16 protein-coding genes, 1 tRNA gene and 1 riboswitch are annotated in these 14,173 nt (G+C 68.1%); of the genes, 9 read left to right on the top strand and 8 right to left on the bottom strand.

From position 1 onward, the window contains the following. Nucleotides 1-24 precede the first annotated feature (24 nt). From ACFPIJ_RS46495 to ACFPIJ_RS46480, 4 genes are read right to left on the bottom strand one after another with little or no spacing between them, the layout of a single operon-like run. Nucleotides 25-669 (bottom strand): aminodeoxychorismate/anthranilate synthase component II, encoded by a 645-nt coding sequence (locus ACFPIJ_RS46495; RefSeq protein ID WP_380125918.1) that lies wholly within the window; start codon nucleotides 667-669, stop codon nucleotides 25-27. Nucleotides 670-678: 9 nt separating this feature from the next. Then, the gene (locus ACFPIJ_RS46490; protein WP_380125917.1) at nucleotides 679-969 is read right to left on the bottom strand and encodes a hypothetical protein; all 291 of its coding nucleotides are present in this window, start codon (nucleotides 967-969) and stop codon (nucleotides 679-681) included. 5 nt (nucleotides 970-974) lie between these two features. Continuing rightward, on the bottom strand, nucleotides 975-2,075 hold the full coding sequence (locus ACFPIJ_RS46485) for a class E sortase (RefSeq protein ID WP_380125916.1): 1,101 nt from the start codon (nucleotides 2,073-2,075) through the stop codon (nucleotides 975-977). A 1-nt stretch (nucleotide 2,076) separates the two neighbouring features. Continuing rightward, nucleotides 2,077-2,886 carry a DUF881 domain-containing protein gene (locus tag ACFPIJ_RS46480; protein WP_380125978.1) on the bottom strand — a complete coding sequence of 270 codons (810 nt, stop codon included), beginning with the start codon at nucleotides 2,884-2,886 and terminating at the stop codon, nucleotides 2,077-2,079. 130 nt (nucleotides 2,887-3,016) lie between these two features. Here ACFPIJ_RS46480 and ACFPIJ_RS46475 point away from each other — a divergent pair, with 130 nt between their 5' ends. Both ACFPIJ_RS46475 and ACFPIJ_RS46470 read left to right on the top strand, forming a co-directional pair. Beyond that, complete coding sequence (locus ACFPIJ_RS46475) at nucleotides 3,017-3,301, top strand: cell division protein CrgA (protein ID WP_380125915.1); 285 nt, start codon at nucleotides 3,017-3,019, stop codon at nucleotides 3,299-3,301. A gap of 228 nt (nucleotides 3,302-3,529) precedes the next feature. Continuing rightward, a complete protein-coding gene (locus ACFPIJ_RS46470) occupies nucleotides 3,530-5,671 on the top strand; it encodes a (Fe-S)-binding protein (protein ID WP_380125914.1) in 2,142 nt (713 codons plus the stop codon). 44 nt (nucleotides 5,672-5,715) lie between these two features. On the opposite strand, the gene ACFPIJ_RS46465 is transcribed toward ACFPIJ_RS46470, so the two are convergent. Then, a complete protein-coding gene (locus ACFPIJ_RS46465; RefSeq protein ID WP_380125913.1) occupies nucleotides 5,716-5,949 on the bottom strand; it encodes a hypothetical protein in 234 nt (77 codons plus the stop codon). Nucleotides 5,950-6,119: 170 nt separating this feature from the next. Between ACFPIJ_RS46465 and ACFPIJ_RS46460 the strand changes: the two genes are divergently transcribed. From ACFPIJ_RS46460 to ACFPIJ_RS46445, 4 genes are all read left to right on the top strand, one after another. Further along, nucleotides 6,120-7,448: a hemolysin family protein gene (locus ACFPIJ_RS46460; RefSeq protein WP_380125912.1), complete on the top strand. Its 1,329-nt coding sequence runs from the start codon at nucleotides 6,120-6,122 to the stop codon at nucleotides 7,446-7,448. Next, nucleotides 7,441-8,457: a hemolysin family protein gene (locus tag ACFPIJ_RS46455; protein WP_380125911.1), complete on the top strand. Its 1,017-nt coding sequence runs from the start codon at nucleotides 7,441-7,443 to the stop codon at nucleotides 8,455-8,457. The genes ACFPIJ_RS46460 and ACFPIJ_RS46455 overlap by 8 nt, the downstream gene beginning before the upstream one ends. A gap of 115 nt (nucleotides 8,458-8,572) precedes the next feature. Continuing rightward, a complete protein-coding gene (locus ACFPIJ_RS46450; protein ID WP_380125910.1) occupies nucleotides 8,573-9,364 on the top strand; it encodes a LamG-like jellyroll fold domain-containing protein in 792 nt (263 codons plus the stop codon). A gap of 107 nt (nucleotides 9,365-9,471) precedes the next feature. Then, a riboswitch (cyclic di-AMP (ydaO/yuaA leader) is annotated at nucleotides 9,472-9,611 on the top strand. Between the two features lie 8 nt (nucleotides 9,612-9,619). Continuing rightward, a complete protein-coding gene (locus ACFPIJ_RS46445; RefSeq protein ID WP_380125909.1) occupies nucleotides 9,620-10,606 on the top strand; it encodes a C40 family peptidase in 987 nt (328 codons plus the stop codon). A 9-nt stretch (nucleotides 10,607-10,615) separates the two neighbouring features. Here ACFPIJ_RS46445 and dcd read toward each other — a convergent pair whose 3' ends face one another. Next, entirely contained in the window at nucleotides 10,616-11,197 is a 582-nt protein-coding gene (gene dcd, locus ACFPIJ_RS46440) for a dCTP deaminase (RefSeq protein ID WP_380125908.1), read from the bottom strand. Nucleotides 11,198-11,210: 13 nt separating this feature from the next. Then, nucleotides 11,211-11,672 carry a MarR family winged helix-turn-helix transcriptional regulator gene (locus tag ACFPIJ_RS46435; protein WP_380125907.1) on the bottom strand — a complete coding sequence of 154 codons (462 nt, stop codon included), beginning with the start codon at nucleotides 11,670-11,672 and terminating at the stop codon, nucleotides 11,211-11,213. 66 nt (nucleotides 11,673-11,738) lie between these two features. Between ACFPIJ_RS46435 and ACFPIJ_RS46430 the strand changes: the two genes are divergently transcribed. After that, nucleotides 11,739-12,245, top strand: coding sequence for a pyridoxamine 5'-phosphate oxidase family protein (locus ACFPIJ_RS46430; RefSeq protein ID WP_380125906.1), 507 nt, complete (start codon nucleotides 11,739-11,741; stop codon nucleotides 12,243-12,245). A gap of 9 nt (nucleotides 12,246-12,254) precedes the next feature. Then, a tRNA-Gly gene (locus ACFPIJ_RS46425) sits at nucleotides 12,255-12,328 on the top strand. Nucleotides 12,329-12,373: 45 nt separating this feature from the next. Here ACFPIJ_RS46425 and ACFPIJ_RS46420 read toward each other — a convergent pair. Then, complete coding sequence (locus tag ACFPIJ_RS46420; protein ID WP_380125905.1) at nucleotides 12,374-12,817, bottom strand: tyrosine-type recombinase/integrase; 444 nt, start codon at nucleotides 12,815-12,817, stop codon at nucleotides 12,374-12,376. A gap of 734 nt (nucleotides 12,818-13,551) precedes the next feature. Here ACFPIJ_RS46420 and ACFPIJ_RS46415 point away from each other — a divergent pair. Then, the gene (locus tag ACFPIJ_RS46415; protein WP_380125904.1) at nucleotides 13,552-14,025 is read left to right on the top strand and encodes a hypothetical protein; all 474 of its coding nucleotides are present in this window, start codon (nucleotides 13,552-13,554) and stop codon (nucleotides 14,023-14,025) included. Nucleotides 14,026-14,173 lie beyond the last annotated feature (148 nt).

The raw sequence follows: 14,173 nt of genomic DNA, 5'->3' as shown, positions 1-14,173 counted from the left end.
CCACAGGGTTGTGCACAGGAGTACCTAGGCGAACGCGGCGACGCGGCGCGCTTCCACCTCGGCGACGAGTTCCGGCGCCCGGTCGAGGGCGGCGGGAAGGCCGCAGGCCGCCAGCCAGTTCGCCAGCATCAGATGCCCGCCCTGGGTCAGCACGGACTCGGGGTGGAACTGCACGCCCTCGATCGGCAGCTCACGGTGGCGCATCGCCATGATCACGCCGGACTCGGTGCGGCCCGTGACCTCGATCTGCGGGGGCAGCGTCGACTCGACCACCGCGAGCGAGTGGTAGCGGGTCGCGATGAAGGGGTCCGGCAGCCCCTTCAGGACGCCCTGGCCGCTGTGGCTGACGAGGGAGGTCTTCCCGTGCAGCAGCTCCGGCGCGCGGGTCACCGTGGCGCCGAAGGCCGCGCCGAACGCCTGATGGCCGAGGCACACGCCGAAGATCGGGATCTCGCCCGCATACCGCTCGATGACCGACATGCAGATCCCGGCGCGTTCCGGGGTGCCCGGGCCGGGGGAGAGCAGGATGCCGGCCGGCTTGGCGGCGCCGACCTCGTCGACGGAGATCTCGTCGTTGCGGCGCACGTCGCAGTCGACGCCGAGCTGGCCCAGGTACTGGACCAGGTTGAACACGAACGAGTCGTAGTTGTCGATGACAAGGACGCGCAAGCGGCTCACCTAGCTCGGTAGGACCTGGGGGGCGGAGGGTGTCTTCGTGGGCAGTTTGGACGGCAGCTTCGACGGTCCGCTGGACGGCGCGGTCGACGGTGCCGTGCTGGGCGGCTCCATCTGCCCACCGGCCGGGTCGGTGGTCTCCACCTGCACGTCGTCGAACGGCAGGATGGGCTCGACGGCCGGAAAGATCTTGTACCAGAGCAGCGCGCCGACGGCGCCGATCAGAACCACCGAGACCAGCGACTTGAGCTGCCATTGCTTGAACGGGATGTGCCGCCAGATCCATGCGTACACCGCGGCTAGCCCTTCAGCTCGGCGGGGTCGCCGTCGGCGACCGGTTGGGTCCGGTTCAGCTCAGCGTGCACGACCAGTCGCTGGTAGTTGTTGAACTTCGGGTTGCACGTCGTCATCGTCAGCAGCGCCTTCGTCGGCGCCACCCCGGGCTGGTCCGGCACGGGCGCGACGACCTGCACCGCGGTCGGCAGCACGATCTCATGACCGGTGACGCGGTAGACGTACCACGTGTCGGCGGTCTTGATGACCACAGGATCGTTGGGCTTGAGCTGGTCGAGGTCCCACCAGATCGCCGGCGTCCGGTGCCCCGCCATCGAGAAGTTGCCGATCTGACCCGGCAGCGCCGTGTCCGGGTAGTGCCCGGGTGCGTAGCGGATGTCCGCGGGGGTCACGCCCTGGACCACGGCCCACTTCTTCTTCAGCCGCGGGATGTGCACGGACGCGATCACCGCGCCGTTGGTGGGCTTGGCGACGGGGCTGGGCGGTCCGGACGGCGACACCGTGGGATCGGAGCCAGGCTGGGCCCACTGCTGCTCCAGCTGGCGGTTGAGCTCGTCCTGATGCGCCTCGACGATCGCCGACTTGCCCCAGACCTCGTAGCCGGCGAAGAGCAGCACGATGAGGCCGAACGTGATGAGCAGCTCGCCGGTGCCCCGGCTGACCGCCCGCACGACCGTGCCGAACGTGGTCCTCGTGTATTCGGAGTACACGCTGCGATAACCCTCCTGGGTGCGGACCGGCCGCAACGGCACGACCTTGACACCCTTTTCGGGGTCAGGCTCGGGAGTTGCTTCCGGTTCATCCTGGGGGGTGGTATTTGTGGTGATTTCCGGGTCTGCCGCGATTTTCGGCAGCACTGTGGTGGCGTCCGCTGCCGGGATCTTGGGCAGCACGGTGGTCGCGTCGGCCGGCTCTGGTTCCTTGGAGCGCTGCTCCGTGAACCGGGGGATGTAGGCCGTGGCGTCGTCGGGGACGGTGCTGGCGGGGGGAGCCGTGCCCGGCGCGGTCTCCGCCGGCGGGTGGTCGTCCCGGATGCGAGGGATCAGCCGGGTCGCGATGTCGTCCTGGTCGAGCGCGCGGTGGCGGGGGCGGTGTGGGTCGCTCATGTCAGGGCCCGGTCGTTGCCGAGCGCAGCGCGGTGGAGCCGTCGTAGGCCTTTGCCTGCACGTCTGCCTCCATCCGGACCTGGTAGCCCAGGCCGAAGTTGTCCGCCGCGTCCCTGAACAGGGCAACTCCCTCCGTCTCGTCGAGCGAGCGCTGGAGGCGCGCCTGGTCGCCGATCGCGGCGATCTCGAACGGGGGTGAATACACCTGACCGTCGAGCAGCAGCGTGTTGCCAACGCAGCGTACCGCGCTGGTGGAGATCACCCGGACACCCATGAGCGTCATCGCCTCGGCGCCGCCGGCCCACAGGGCGTTGACCACGGCCTGGACGTCCTGCTGGTGGACCACCAGGTCGTCCGGGCGCGCGCCGGCGGGACGGCTGCCGTCGGGCCGTCTGGGGGCGTCGTTGAGCACGACCACGACGCCCGGACCGTGCACCGCCGTCAGGCCCGCCGCGGCCAGCTGGCTCTCGCCGCGGCGGCGCTGCTCGTCGACCGCGCCGTCGGCGCCCGCCTGCCCCCGCTGCTGCGCCTCGATCTCGGCGCGCAGCCGGCCGGCCCTGGCGCGGGCCGTGGCAATTTCCTGTTTTCTTTCGGCGATCAGATTTGTCAGCTCGGGTCGCCGGTCGTCGCGCAGGTCAGTGCCGTGCGCCGTCGCGGCCGTCAGCGAGAAGAGCAGCCCGGCCGCTCCGAACACCACCGGAGTCGCCACTGACCAGCCCAAACGTCGGTCCTGGCGGCGACGGGGCAGCATAGCGCGACCGAGCCTGCGCAGGGCGCGAGCCCACGAAGAGTCGCCCGATGTGTACTCCACCACGACCCCTCCCCGCAGACGCGTGCCGACTTGACTACGCTAGACGTAGAACATTATTCAGGCCGACGCTGGCGGAGGTGGCGGCGTCACGTGGATAGTGTTGGCCAGACGACCCCTCCAGGAGAGCGCCGTGCCGAAGTCGACAGTTCGTAAGAAGAAGGTGTACACGCCACCGGCGGAGTTGCGCCCACAGGAGACGGTGGCCGCCAAGCGCCGTCCGAGTCCGGTCTGGGTGCCGGTCCTCGCGGTGAGTTTCATCGTGATCGGTATCGGGTGGTTGGTCGCCTACTACCTGACGCAGGGCTTCTTCGACGTGGATGCGTTCTCCGCCGTTGCCAAGCTGCAGTACTGGAACCTGGCCATCGGGTTCGGGTTCCTCGTGGCGTCGCTCGGCGTGCTGTCCAAGTGGCGTTGAGCTAAGGCTCAGCGTCGACCCTGCGGCCCCTTCGGCACACCAACGTGCTGAAGGGGCTTCTTGGCGTGCGTACCGGGTTGTTTGGTGCGAATGTGTCACAACTTGCCGAGTCGACTGTTTGCCCTGCTGGCGGGTGTCTTAGCGTTTGCTGCGAGAAACTTCACGTTACTCGCGGGTAACGAGGGGACTAAGGTCCTTCCCAGGACCAGCAGCGTTGGAGGCATCGGCATGGGCCCAGTGCAGATCATCGCGACGAGCGTCGCGGCGGTTATCACCGTCGTCGCCACCGTGCTCGTTGTGCGCACCGTGCGGCGCATGATCTCCGTGGTGCGGCTCGGCCAGCCCGATCCGGATCGCGGCGGCTCCCGTGGCCTGCGCCTCAAGACGATGCTCGCCGAGACCCTGGGGCACACCAGGATGCTGCGCTGGACCGTCGTCGGCGCCGCGCACTGGTTCGTCATGATCGCGTTCATCGCGCTGTCGTCGCTGGTGCTCGAGGCGTACTTCGAGGTCGCCGTGCCCGACCACGGCCTGCCGCTGATCGGTGCCTGGAACGTCTACGGCCTGGTCACCGAGTGGATCGGCGTGCTCGGCTTCATCGGCATCCTGGTCCTGATCGGCATCCGGCTGCGCAACCTGCCGAGCAATCCGGACCGGCGCTCCCGATTCGCCGGGTCGACGATGTGGCAGGCCTACTACGTCGAGTACACGATCCTCGCGGTGCTGCTCTGCGGCTTCTTCATCCGTGGCTTCAAGGCCGCCAACGACACGCTCGAGTGGCCGGTGTGGGCCGCGCCGGTCAGCCACGGGCTCGGCGCCGTGCTGCCCGCCAGCGCCGCCGCGGTCAGCCTCATCGCCATGTTGAAGATCATTGTCTCGATGACCTGGGTCATCGTGATCGCCAGCAACGTCACGATGGGCGTTGCCTGGCACCGCTTCCTGGCGTTCTTCAACATCTACTTCAAGCGCAACCCGGGCCGCGCCGGCTCCGGCCTCGGCGGGCTCCGGCCGATGATGAGCGAGGGCAAGCCGCTCGACTTCGAGGAGGCCGACCCGGAGAAGGACCAGTTCGGCGTCGCCCAGGTCGAGCAGTTCACCTGGAAGGGGATGCTCGACTTCTCCACCTGCACCGAGTGCGGGCGGTGCCAGTCGCAGTGCCCGGCCTGGAACACCGGCAAGCCGCTCTCCCCGAAGCTGCTGATCCTCAGCCTGCGCGACCACGCCTACGCGAAGGCGCCCTACCTGCTGGCCGGCGGTTCGTCGGCGAGCGAGGAGGCGCTGGCCAAGGTCGACGTCCTCGCCCTCGCGGAGAAGGACCGGCCGCTGATCGGCGGCGTCGACGAGCTCGGCGTGATCGACCCGGACGTGCTGTGGTCATGCACCACCTGCGGCGCCTGCGTCGAGCAGTGCCCGGTCGACATCGAACACGTCGACCACATCGTCGACATGCGGCGCTACCAGGTGCTCATCGAGTCGAACTTCCCGACCGAGGCGGGCGTCATGCTCCGCAACCTCGAGAACAAGGGCAACCCGTGGGGTGCCGCCCAGTCGACCCGCGACGACTGGACCAAGGGCCTGGACTTCACGGTGCCCAACGTCGCCGACGGCGGCGACTTCGAATACCTGTTCTGGGTCGGCTGCGCCGGCGCCTTCGAGGACCGTGCGAAGAAGACGACCCGCGCCGTTGCCACCCTGCTCAACGAGGCCGGCGTGTCGTTCGCGATCCTCGGCCAGGGCGAGACCTGCACCGGCGACCCGGCCCGGCGCATCGGCAACGAGTTCGTCTTCCAGATGCTCGCGCAGCAGAACGTCGAGACCCTCAACGAGGCCGGCGTCAAGAAGATCGTCGCGACCTGCCCGCACTGCTTCAACACCCTCGCCAACGAGTACGGCCAGCTCGGCGGTCATTTCGAGGTCATCCACCACACGCAGCTCCTCGCTCAGCTGGTCTCCGCCGGCAAGCTGACCCCGGTGCAGCCGCTCGACGGCGCCATCACCTACCACGACCCTTGCTACCTGGGCCGGCACAACCGGGTCTTCGCGCCGCCGCGCGAGGTGCTCGGCGCGGTCGCCTCCTCCCAGGAGGACGCCGGTCTGGTCGAGATGGACCGCTTCGCGGAGCGTTCGTTCTGCTGCGGCGCCGGCGGCGCGCGCATGTGGATGGAGGAGCGCATCGGCAAGCGCATCAACGTCGAGCGCGTCGAGGAGGCGCTGTCGACCGGTGCGAAGACGGTCGCGGTGTCGTGCCCGTTCTGCCTGACGATGCTCGGCGACGGCGTGACCGGCAAGAAGGCGGCCGGTGCGGCGCCGGACGACGTCGAGGTCGTGGACGTGGCGTCGGTGCTGCTGCGGTCGCTGTCGTCGTCGTGACTTTATGACAAAATGGACTTTTAGCCTTAATTTCCGGCGTCGGGTCAGCGCTGCCCGATGACGTTCATCGCCATCGCGAGCGCTACCAGCACCGCCGCCGCCGTCGCGATCACACGGAAGCCCCGGAGGCTCTCCGCCCACGCGGCCTTGCGCGCCGACGGCACGAGCGCCCTGGTCCGGGTGTAGTCCAGCCGGGCCCGCTTGGCCTTGGTGTTGGCGCTGCCGGCGGCGAACCCGGCTATGACTGCTATGCAGACACCGATCAGTGCCGCTCCCATTTCGCCCTCCCTGTCTCGTTTCCACAGCATCCGCGCCGGCCGGGGAGGCGAGAAGTCCCCGAAAGAGGGAGGGTGATCTACACCTCTCGATGTGGAGCCGGGCGCCGTCGGCGGTGCGTGGGTTCACGTGGAACAATCGGCTGTCACCTTGAAGGGATCGTCGCGCGCGCGTGTTCACCACCCTGTTGCCCCTGTTGGCCTTCGCGCTGCTCACTGCGGCGAATGCTGGCTTCGTCGCGGCCGAATTCGCCCTGGTCACGGTTGACCGGGCGGAGATCGAGCAGCAGGCCAGCGGTGGCGACCGCAAGGCGCGGACCGTCCGGCTGGCCCTGCGTGAGCTGTCGTTCCAGCTGTCCGGCGCGCAGCTCGGCATCACCATCACCGCGCTGCTCGCGGGCTACCTCGCCGAGCCGGCCCTGGCGCACATCTTCGAGCCGGTCCTGAAGCCGGTGTTCGGCACCATGACCAAGGGCGCCGCGCACGTCGCCGCGCTGGTCCTGGCCACCCTGCTGTCGATGCTGTTCGGCGAGCTCGTCCCGAAGAACGCCGCGCTCGCCAAGCCGATGCCGGTCGCCCGTGCGACCGCCGGCCCGCAGCGCATGTTCTCCAAGCTGTTCTCATGGTTGATCCGGCTGCTCAACGACTCCGCCAACTGGGTCGTGCGCAGGTTCGGCGTCGAGCCGCAGGAGGAGCTGGCCAGTGCCCGGTCGCCGGAGGAGCTCGGCCTGCTCGCGGCGATCTCGGCCCGGGCCGGCGCCCTGCCGCGCGAGACCGCGGTGCTGCTGCAACGCACCATCCGCTTCGGCGACAAGCGGGCCGCGGAGGCGATGACCCCGCGGGTCGACGTCATCTCGCTGCGCGCCGACGCCACCGTCGCGGACCTGCTGGCCACCTCGGTGCAGACCGGATACAGCCGCTTCCCGATCTACGTGCAGACGCTGGACCAGGTCACCGGCGTCGTGACGGTCACCGACGCGCTCGGCGTGCCCCCGGTGCGCCGGCCCACCACCAGGGTCGGCGCGGTCGCCCGGGAGCCGGTGTTCGTGCCGGAGAGCCTCGACCTCGACGGCGTCCTGCAGGCCCTGCGCCGCAGCGGCTCCGACTTTGCGATCGTCGTGGACGAATACGGCGGCACCGACGGCGTCGTCACCGTCGAGGACCTGGTCGAAGAGCTGGTCGGCGAGATCGTCGACGAGCACGACATCGAGGAGGAGCCGACCACCGCGCACGGCATGCCCGACCTGACCGCCCCCGGCGACGAGCTCACCATGCTCGTCGACGGCGTGCTGCGGGAGGACGAACTGGCCGAGGTGACCGGCTTCCGGATGCCTGAAGGGCCCTACGAGACGCTTGCCGGCTTCCTGATGGCCCGCCTGGGCCGCATCCCCGCCGTCGGGGAGATCTGGAAGGAGGACGGTTGGGAGTTCACCGTGGTCGAGGTCGAGAAGCGCCGCATCGAGCAGGTCCGCGTCTTGCGCCCGGAGCCCTATGATGAGTGACCTTCTGCTCACCGTCGCGCTGCTGCTGGGCAACGGCTTCTTCGTCGCCAGCGAGTTCTCGCTGATCGCGTCGCGGCGCACCGTGATCGAGCCGATGGCCGCCACGTCCCGCCGGGCCCGCACCGCGCTGCGGGCGATGAACGAGATCCCGCTGATGATCGCGGGTGCCCAGCTCGGCGTCACGATCTGCTCCCTCGGCCTGGGCGCGCTGGCCGAGCCCGCCCTCGCGCACGGGCTGCAGGGCCCGTTCGAGGCGCTGCACGTGCCGGAGCAGCTGATCCACCCGGTGGCGTTCATCCTGGCGCTCGGCGTGGTCGTGTTCGCGCACACCGTCGTCGGTGAGATGGTCCCGAAGAACCTGACCCTGGCCTCACCGGAGAAGGCGGTCCTCTGGCTGGGCCCGCCGATGCTCGCGTTCTGCATGGCGCTGAAGCCGGTCCTGGTCGCCATGAAGTGGGCGTCCCGCACGATCCTGTCGCTGTGGCGGATCGAGACGACCGGCTCGGTCAAGACCGTCTTCACCGCCGAGGAGCTCGCCGGGCTTGCTGCCCAGGCCACCACGGAGGGTCTGCTCGCACCCGAGGAGCACGCCCGCATCGCCGGGGCCCTCGCGCTGAGCCAGCGCACCGCCCGGGACGCGCTGCGCCTCTGGTCCGAGATCACCACGGTGGCGGAGGACGTCTCGCCGGCCTCCCTCGAGGTTCTCGCGACCCGCACCAACCGGTCCCGGTTCCCCGTCGTGGAGCGCTCGTCCCGGCGCGTGCTGGGCTTCGTCCACGTGAAGGACGTCATCGGGTTCGTCGGCCCGCAGCGGCGCGCCCCGATCCCGCTGGACCTGATCCGCCCGCTCGGCATCGTGCCGCCGACGCGGACCCTCGCCGAGCTGCTGCTCGCGATGCGCCGCGAGCGCCAGCACATCGTGCTCGTCAGCGACGGCCGGGTGCCGATCGGCGTGGTCACGCTGGACGACGTCCTCACCGCGGTCGTCGGGCAGCCGGTCTCGCTCTAACGTGTGGTTCCGCCGTGGAGCACCGACCTTTGGTGTCCGTTCCTCGGCATAATGTCCGGCTATGCGTACGTGGCCCCGCCGGCGACGGCTCGTAGTTCTTGTTGCGCTCGCATCGGTGGTCGCGGCCGGCGGCTGGGCTCTGCGCGGGGGCCCCACGGGGCAGGCCGAGCCGCTGCCGTCTGCCCTGGCCTCCTCGCCGCTCCCGTCTCCTGCCGCCCCGGGCGTCGAGGCGGTTCATCCGGCCGCACCGCCGCCCGTGACGCACGCGGCGCCCGGTGTGCGGTACACCTTCGACGGCGGGATCGCCGGTCAGGTCCAGGACGGCTCGGGCCGGTTGCCGCTGCGGGTCCGCAAGGCCGGCGGCGAACTGTCCGCCGTGCCGCACGGCGGCGGACTGGCGGTCCGATTTCCGCAGCGGTGTGAGCATTACGGTGCGGAGAGTTGTGCGCGCGCCATCCTGCAGAGTGGCCCGGCGGAATTTCTCAACCCGGGTCAGGGTGCGTTCACGTATGGCGCGAGTGTGCTCGTCACGCCCGATGAGACTTCCAAGGGCGCCAATGTCATCCAAAAAGGGTTCTCGGTCGGTGACAGTCAGTTCAAGTTGCAGGTGGACGGCGTCGCCGGACATCCGAGTTGTGTGATTGTCGGCACTGCCGGACCTGCCATTTACGTAGCTCTCGCATCGCTGACCGTGGCCGACGGACGGTGGCACCGGGTGGAGTGTTCGCGCAGTGACGCCCTGCTCACGGTGGCTGTGGACGGCAAGCTCAAGGGGCGATTGGCTATTCCTTCGTCACTGTCCATAGCGAACGCGGATCCGCTCTGTATTGGTGGCAAGGGGACCAGCCCGAACAACGATCAGTTCGCCGGCGCAATTGATGACGTGTTCGTCACTCTATCCTCATGACTTTTCGCCCAATTCGGACAACAATCGTTCGTTGACTTGCCGGTTGGGAGCGCTCGCCATACCGTAATTTCCGGTCGGATGGATGTCCGCGCCCAGCACGGGCGCGCCAGACGGCACCGCCGAGTCGAATTTTTGAGCCGGGGACCCAACTGCGCCATCGGGGTGAATCCGCGACCAGGTCGCGGTAGGACGACCTTCTCCGTCCGAACCCGTCAGCTAACCCGGTAGGCGGCTGGAAGAAGGAGCATCTCCTCGGTGGAGACCCATACGAGGCGGCCCAAGCGTCTGGTGCGACTCCTCGTCGCCACGCTCGGCGGTCTGTCGCTCGCCGTCGGGATCACCGGTGCCGCCCACGCGGAGCCGACCCCGGCCGAGCTCGAAGCGCAGATCGACAAGAAGTGGAACGAAGTCGAGCCCATCATCGAGCAGCACAACCAACTCAAGGGCGAGCTGAAGGCCAACCTGGCGAAGCAGGCCCAGCTGAAGAACCAGATCGACCCGCTGCAGGCGCAGGTCGACACGGCGCTGCTGCGGGTGAGTGCGTTCTCGGTGCTGCAGTACAAGACCGGCCGCGTCTCCAGTTTCAACGCCCTCATGACCACCGGCTCGCCGGACACGTTCGCCGAGCAGCTGGTCATGCTCAACATGCTCGCCAAGGACGAGGCCGCCGGCATCAAGGACGTCCTGGACAGCAAGAAGGTCCTGGACGAGCAGAAGAAGCCCCTCGACGAGCTGATCGCCACGCAGAAGGCCGCCGAGGCCGAGATGGCGGCCAAGGAAACGACGATCAACGCCGAGATCAAGACGCTCAACGACCTGCGCACCAAGGCGTACGGGTCCGGCGGCGCCACCGGCGAGCTGCGCCCCGTCGCCTGCCCGGTCGAATACTCCGGCGGCGACGCCGCGAAGGCCGCACAGGTCGCCTGCCAGCAGATCGGCAAGAAGTACGTGTGGGCGGCCGAGGGCCCCAACACCTTCGACTGCTCCGGCCTGACGCTCTACGCCTGGAAGCAGGCCGGCCACACGCTGCGGCACTACACCAAGTGGCAGTACTCGGACACGAAGCGGGTCTCACGCGCCGACCTGAAGGCCGGTGACCTGGTCTTCTTCTACAGCGACCTGCACCATGTCGGCATCTACGTCGGCGGTGGCTGGATGGTCCACGCACCGACCAGCGGCGACGTGGTCAGGATGAAGAAGATCGACTCCGCGCCGATCGCGGGGTACGGCCGGGTCGCCTGACGCCCGTTCTCACGTAGCGGTGGGCCAGGTCCGCCAGTTCTGGTAGGACCGGCTCGCCGTCGGGCCGCGCTGTCCCTGATACCGGGAGCCGTACACCGCGGCACCGTACGGGTGCTCCGACGGGCTCGACAGCCGGAAGATGCACAGCTGGCCGATCTTCATCCCCGGCCAGAGCATGATCGGCAGGTTGGCCACATTGGACAGCTCGAGCGTCACGTGCCCGGAGAACCCCGGGTCGATGAACCCCGCGGTCGAGTGTGTCAGCAACCCGAGCCGCCCGAGGCTGGACTTGCCCTCCAGCCGGCCGGCCAGCTGATCGCCGAGACTGATCACCTCGAGCGTCGAGGCGAGCACGAACTCGCCCGGGTGCAGCACGAACGGCTGACCGTCCTCGACCTCCACCATCGCGGTGAGATCGTCCTGCTGGATCGCCGGATCGATGTGGGTGTACAGGTGGTTGTTGAACACCCGGAACCACCGGTCGAGCCGCACGTCGATGCTCGAGGGCTGGACCAGGTCCTTCTCGAACGGCTCCAGCCGCAACTGGCCGTCGGCGAGTTCTTTGGTCAGGTCACGATCGGAGAGCAGCACGTCCCTGACCCTATTACGCCGTGCTTTTTGCTTCGTCGGCGGCTTTTGCGGTTGCCTCGTTGACCTTGATCAGCACTCTGGTCGCGGCGTCCAGTGCTTCGTCGTCGAACTCGTCGAACGCCGCCCGCAGGTGCTTCCCCAGCGGCGTGAAGAACGCCTGCGCCAAGGCCCGTGCCGACGGCTGCATCACGAGGTGCACGCGACGCCGATCCGCCGTGTCGTGCCGCCGCTCGACGTGCCCCGCCCTCGTCAGCCGGTCGAGCAGTGCGGTCGTGGCCGCCGGGCTCAGCCTGAGCTTGCGGGCCAGCTCGCCCGGCGTGAGGGGCCTGTCCTCCTCGGCGGCCCGCCAGATGTACGCCACCGCGTTGAGATCCGTCCGATGCAGCCCGTGCGCCCGCGTGAACACCTCGACGAACCGATCCGCCTCGAGGTTGAACGTCCGCAGGAGGTCGATCAGCTCACCCGCATCACCCACAACGTCATTGTCCTCCATTCGAGGAATCACACACTCTTCGTACACGTGTACGAGTAACTTGGAGGCATGGCGACGTGGGCTGAATTCTCCGCGGCCGAGCCCCTCCTGGCGACGGCCATCCGCACCTTGATCTGCCAGTACGGGCCCGGCATGGGCTACCTGGCCACCATCCGCCCCGACGGAGGACCCCGCGTCCACCCCGTGATGCCCGTCATCACCGACGAGGGCCTCTACTGCTTCGTCCTGCCCTCCCCGAAGCGCCACGACCTCGACCGCGACGGCCGCTACGCGCTGCACAGCTTCCCGGCCGAGGACACCTCCGACGAGGCATACCTCTCCGGCCGCGCCACCCCCGTCATGGATCCCCTGGTCGTGGCCTCCCTGGCCCTCCAGATGCGAGCCGCCCAACGGGTCGACTGGAAGCTCTACGCCCTCACCATCGAGGTGGCGATGATCGTCCAACGCGACTCCCCGCTCACCTCCACGAAGACCCTCTGGCGCGACCGCTTAGCCCGAGTTCCCAGAGCCCGCCGGAATGGTCCGTGCACGGCGGCCGCGGATTCGGTACAGTAGGCGTCGCTCGCGGGTGTAGTTCAATGGCAGAACATCAGCTTCCCAAGCTGACAGTGAGGGTTCGATTCCCTTCACCCGCTCCACTTCGAAGGCCCAGGCCAGGCGCGATGCCGAGCCTGGGCCTTCATCTATGCCGGTCGTTGCCGTTTCCTGGCGTGCCCGTTACGTGCCCGATCACACTGTCGGGTGATCTGCGCGCTGAGCGCGTCGGCGATGCTCCGGTCCTGCTCATGTGCCGCGTGCTGGTAGATCAGCGCGGCCCGTGTCGAGCTGTGTCCCATCCGTGCCATGAGGTCCGCGAGGCTCGCGCCGGTGCGGGAAGCGAGCGTGTTTCCGGTGTGCCGAAGGTCGTGGAAGTGGAAGCCCGGCAGCCCGCACGCGGTGACCGCCACGGTCCAGTCAGTGGTTCGCTGGAAGTTGGAGCGGCGCAGCGGCGCGCCGGTGACACCGGAGAAGATCAGCGAGTCCGCTGCGGCGCCGGTGAAGTCGTGCAGATGCTTGCGCACATCCGGGCGGATCGCGGTCGGCACCGTTGACACGTACGTGTCACGACCGGGATGAGCCAGAACCACCATGTCTCCTTGGCAGGAGACCGCCTGACCGCGCGAATGCCTTGGCAACCGCTGGGATATCCTCCCGTCGCGATCGGCAGGCAATAACTATCCACACAGCCGATCGGGCGATAGCGCCCCCGGCCACCAGCGCGATACCGAAACCTATCGATCCGACTTCGGGCAGCAGAGATTCCATGTCAGGGTCGGGTTACCCACGATCGTGCCACAACCAGCGCCGCGACCAACAGTGTGGCGCCCCCCAGCGTGCTCCTGCGCGTCAATTTCGGGCCGATCGGGCGATAGCGCCCCGGCCACCAGCGTGATAATGAACGATACCGATCCAACTTCGGGTAGACCCCCTCCCCGTGCCCGTTCCGTGCCCGACTGTGGGGTCTTCAGCGGTCAACACCGGTGCCGATGGCGTGCCATGCTCTACTCTCTGTAGTCGAACCGACAGTTAGCTGGCCACTCTGCGTGTAGATCAACGCGATTCCCAAGCTGACAGTGAGGGTTCGATTCCCTTCACCCGCTCGGACCTGGGGGCCCTCTGTTCGCGGAAAGCGCGAACCGGGGATCCTTCGCCATTCTCGCCTGGGGCCCGAGCCCCAGACCCCGCGATCGATGGTCGCTCTCCGCGGTGGTCGGTCGCACTTTGGCCTCCCGCCACGCCTACCGCGATCGCAGCGCCCAGTCACGCGCTACGCCGCCGACCCTTGTATCCGACCTTCTCCAAGCTGGCTACGATCCGCGCTGTGCGGCTCCCGGAAGTCATCCCGATCAAGTACATGCCCGACTACCGCACCAGCTGCATTGGCCGACATGCGGGCGGACAGTTCTTCGCCGACATCACTGGCGCCTACCAAGAAGGTGTCACCCGAGGGCCCGATTGGCGCCACCAGCAGCGGATCTATGCGGTTCTCCATCGCTTCGACGACAGCGGGCATCATCTGGGTTCGGACATCTGGTTCGCCGGCGTCAGGGCCGACAGCCCTGAAGTCATCGAACGTGCCCAGCAGATGGTGTCGGGCTGGCTGTCGAACTTTGAGGCAGTCACCTACTGCGACATCGCCATCCGGCCCTTCCGAGCCGACTTCGACGACGTCGTCTTCGGCCTTATCGACGAGACCATCGACGATCCATACGAGGGCCACGGGGGTCCATGGGCCGAGCTTTACCCTCAACAGCTTGGGTTCCACGAGCCCTGGAACGGCGAGTACGACACCTGACGTGGTCGGTTCGACAGGCTTCCCTGCGCCCAAGGCGCCGAGTGCCCGCGCACTACTGTCAGCTTCGGCCTGCTCGTAGATGAATGGCGTGACTCGTTGCGATTGGTCGGTGGACTACCGTGAACGTGAGGCACGTGACGACGGAGGT

The organism is Dactylosporangium cerinum (genome assembly GCF_042653625.1).
GTDB classification, from domain to species: domain Bacteria; phylum Actinomycetota; class Actinomycetes; order Mycobacteriales; family Micromonosporaceae; genus Dactylosporangium; species Dactylosporangium cerinum.
Note: the sequence above shows the minus strand (reverse complement) of the source record. Positions and strands in the feature narration are given on the sequence as shown.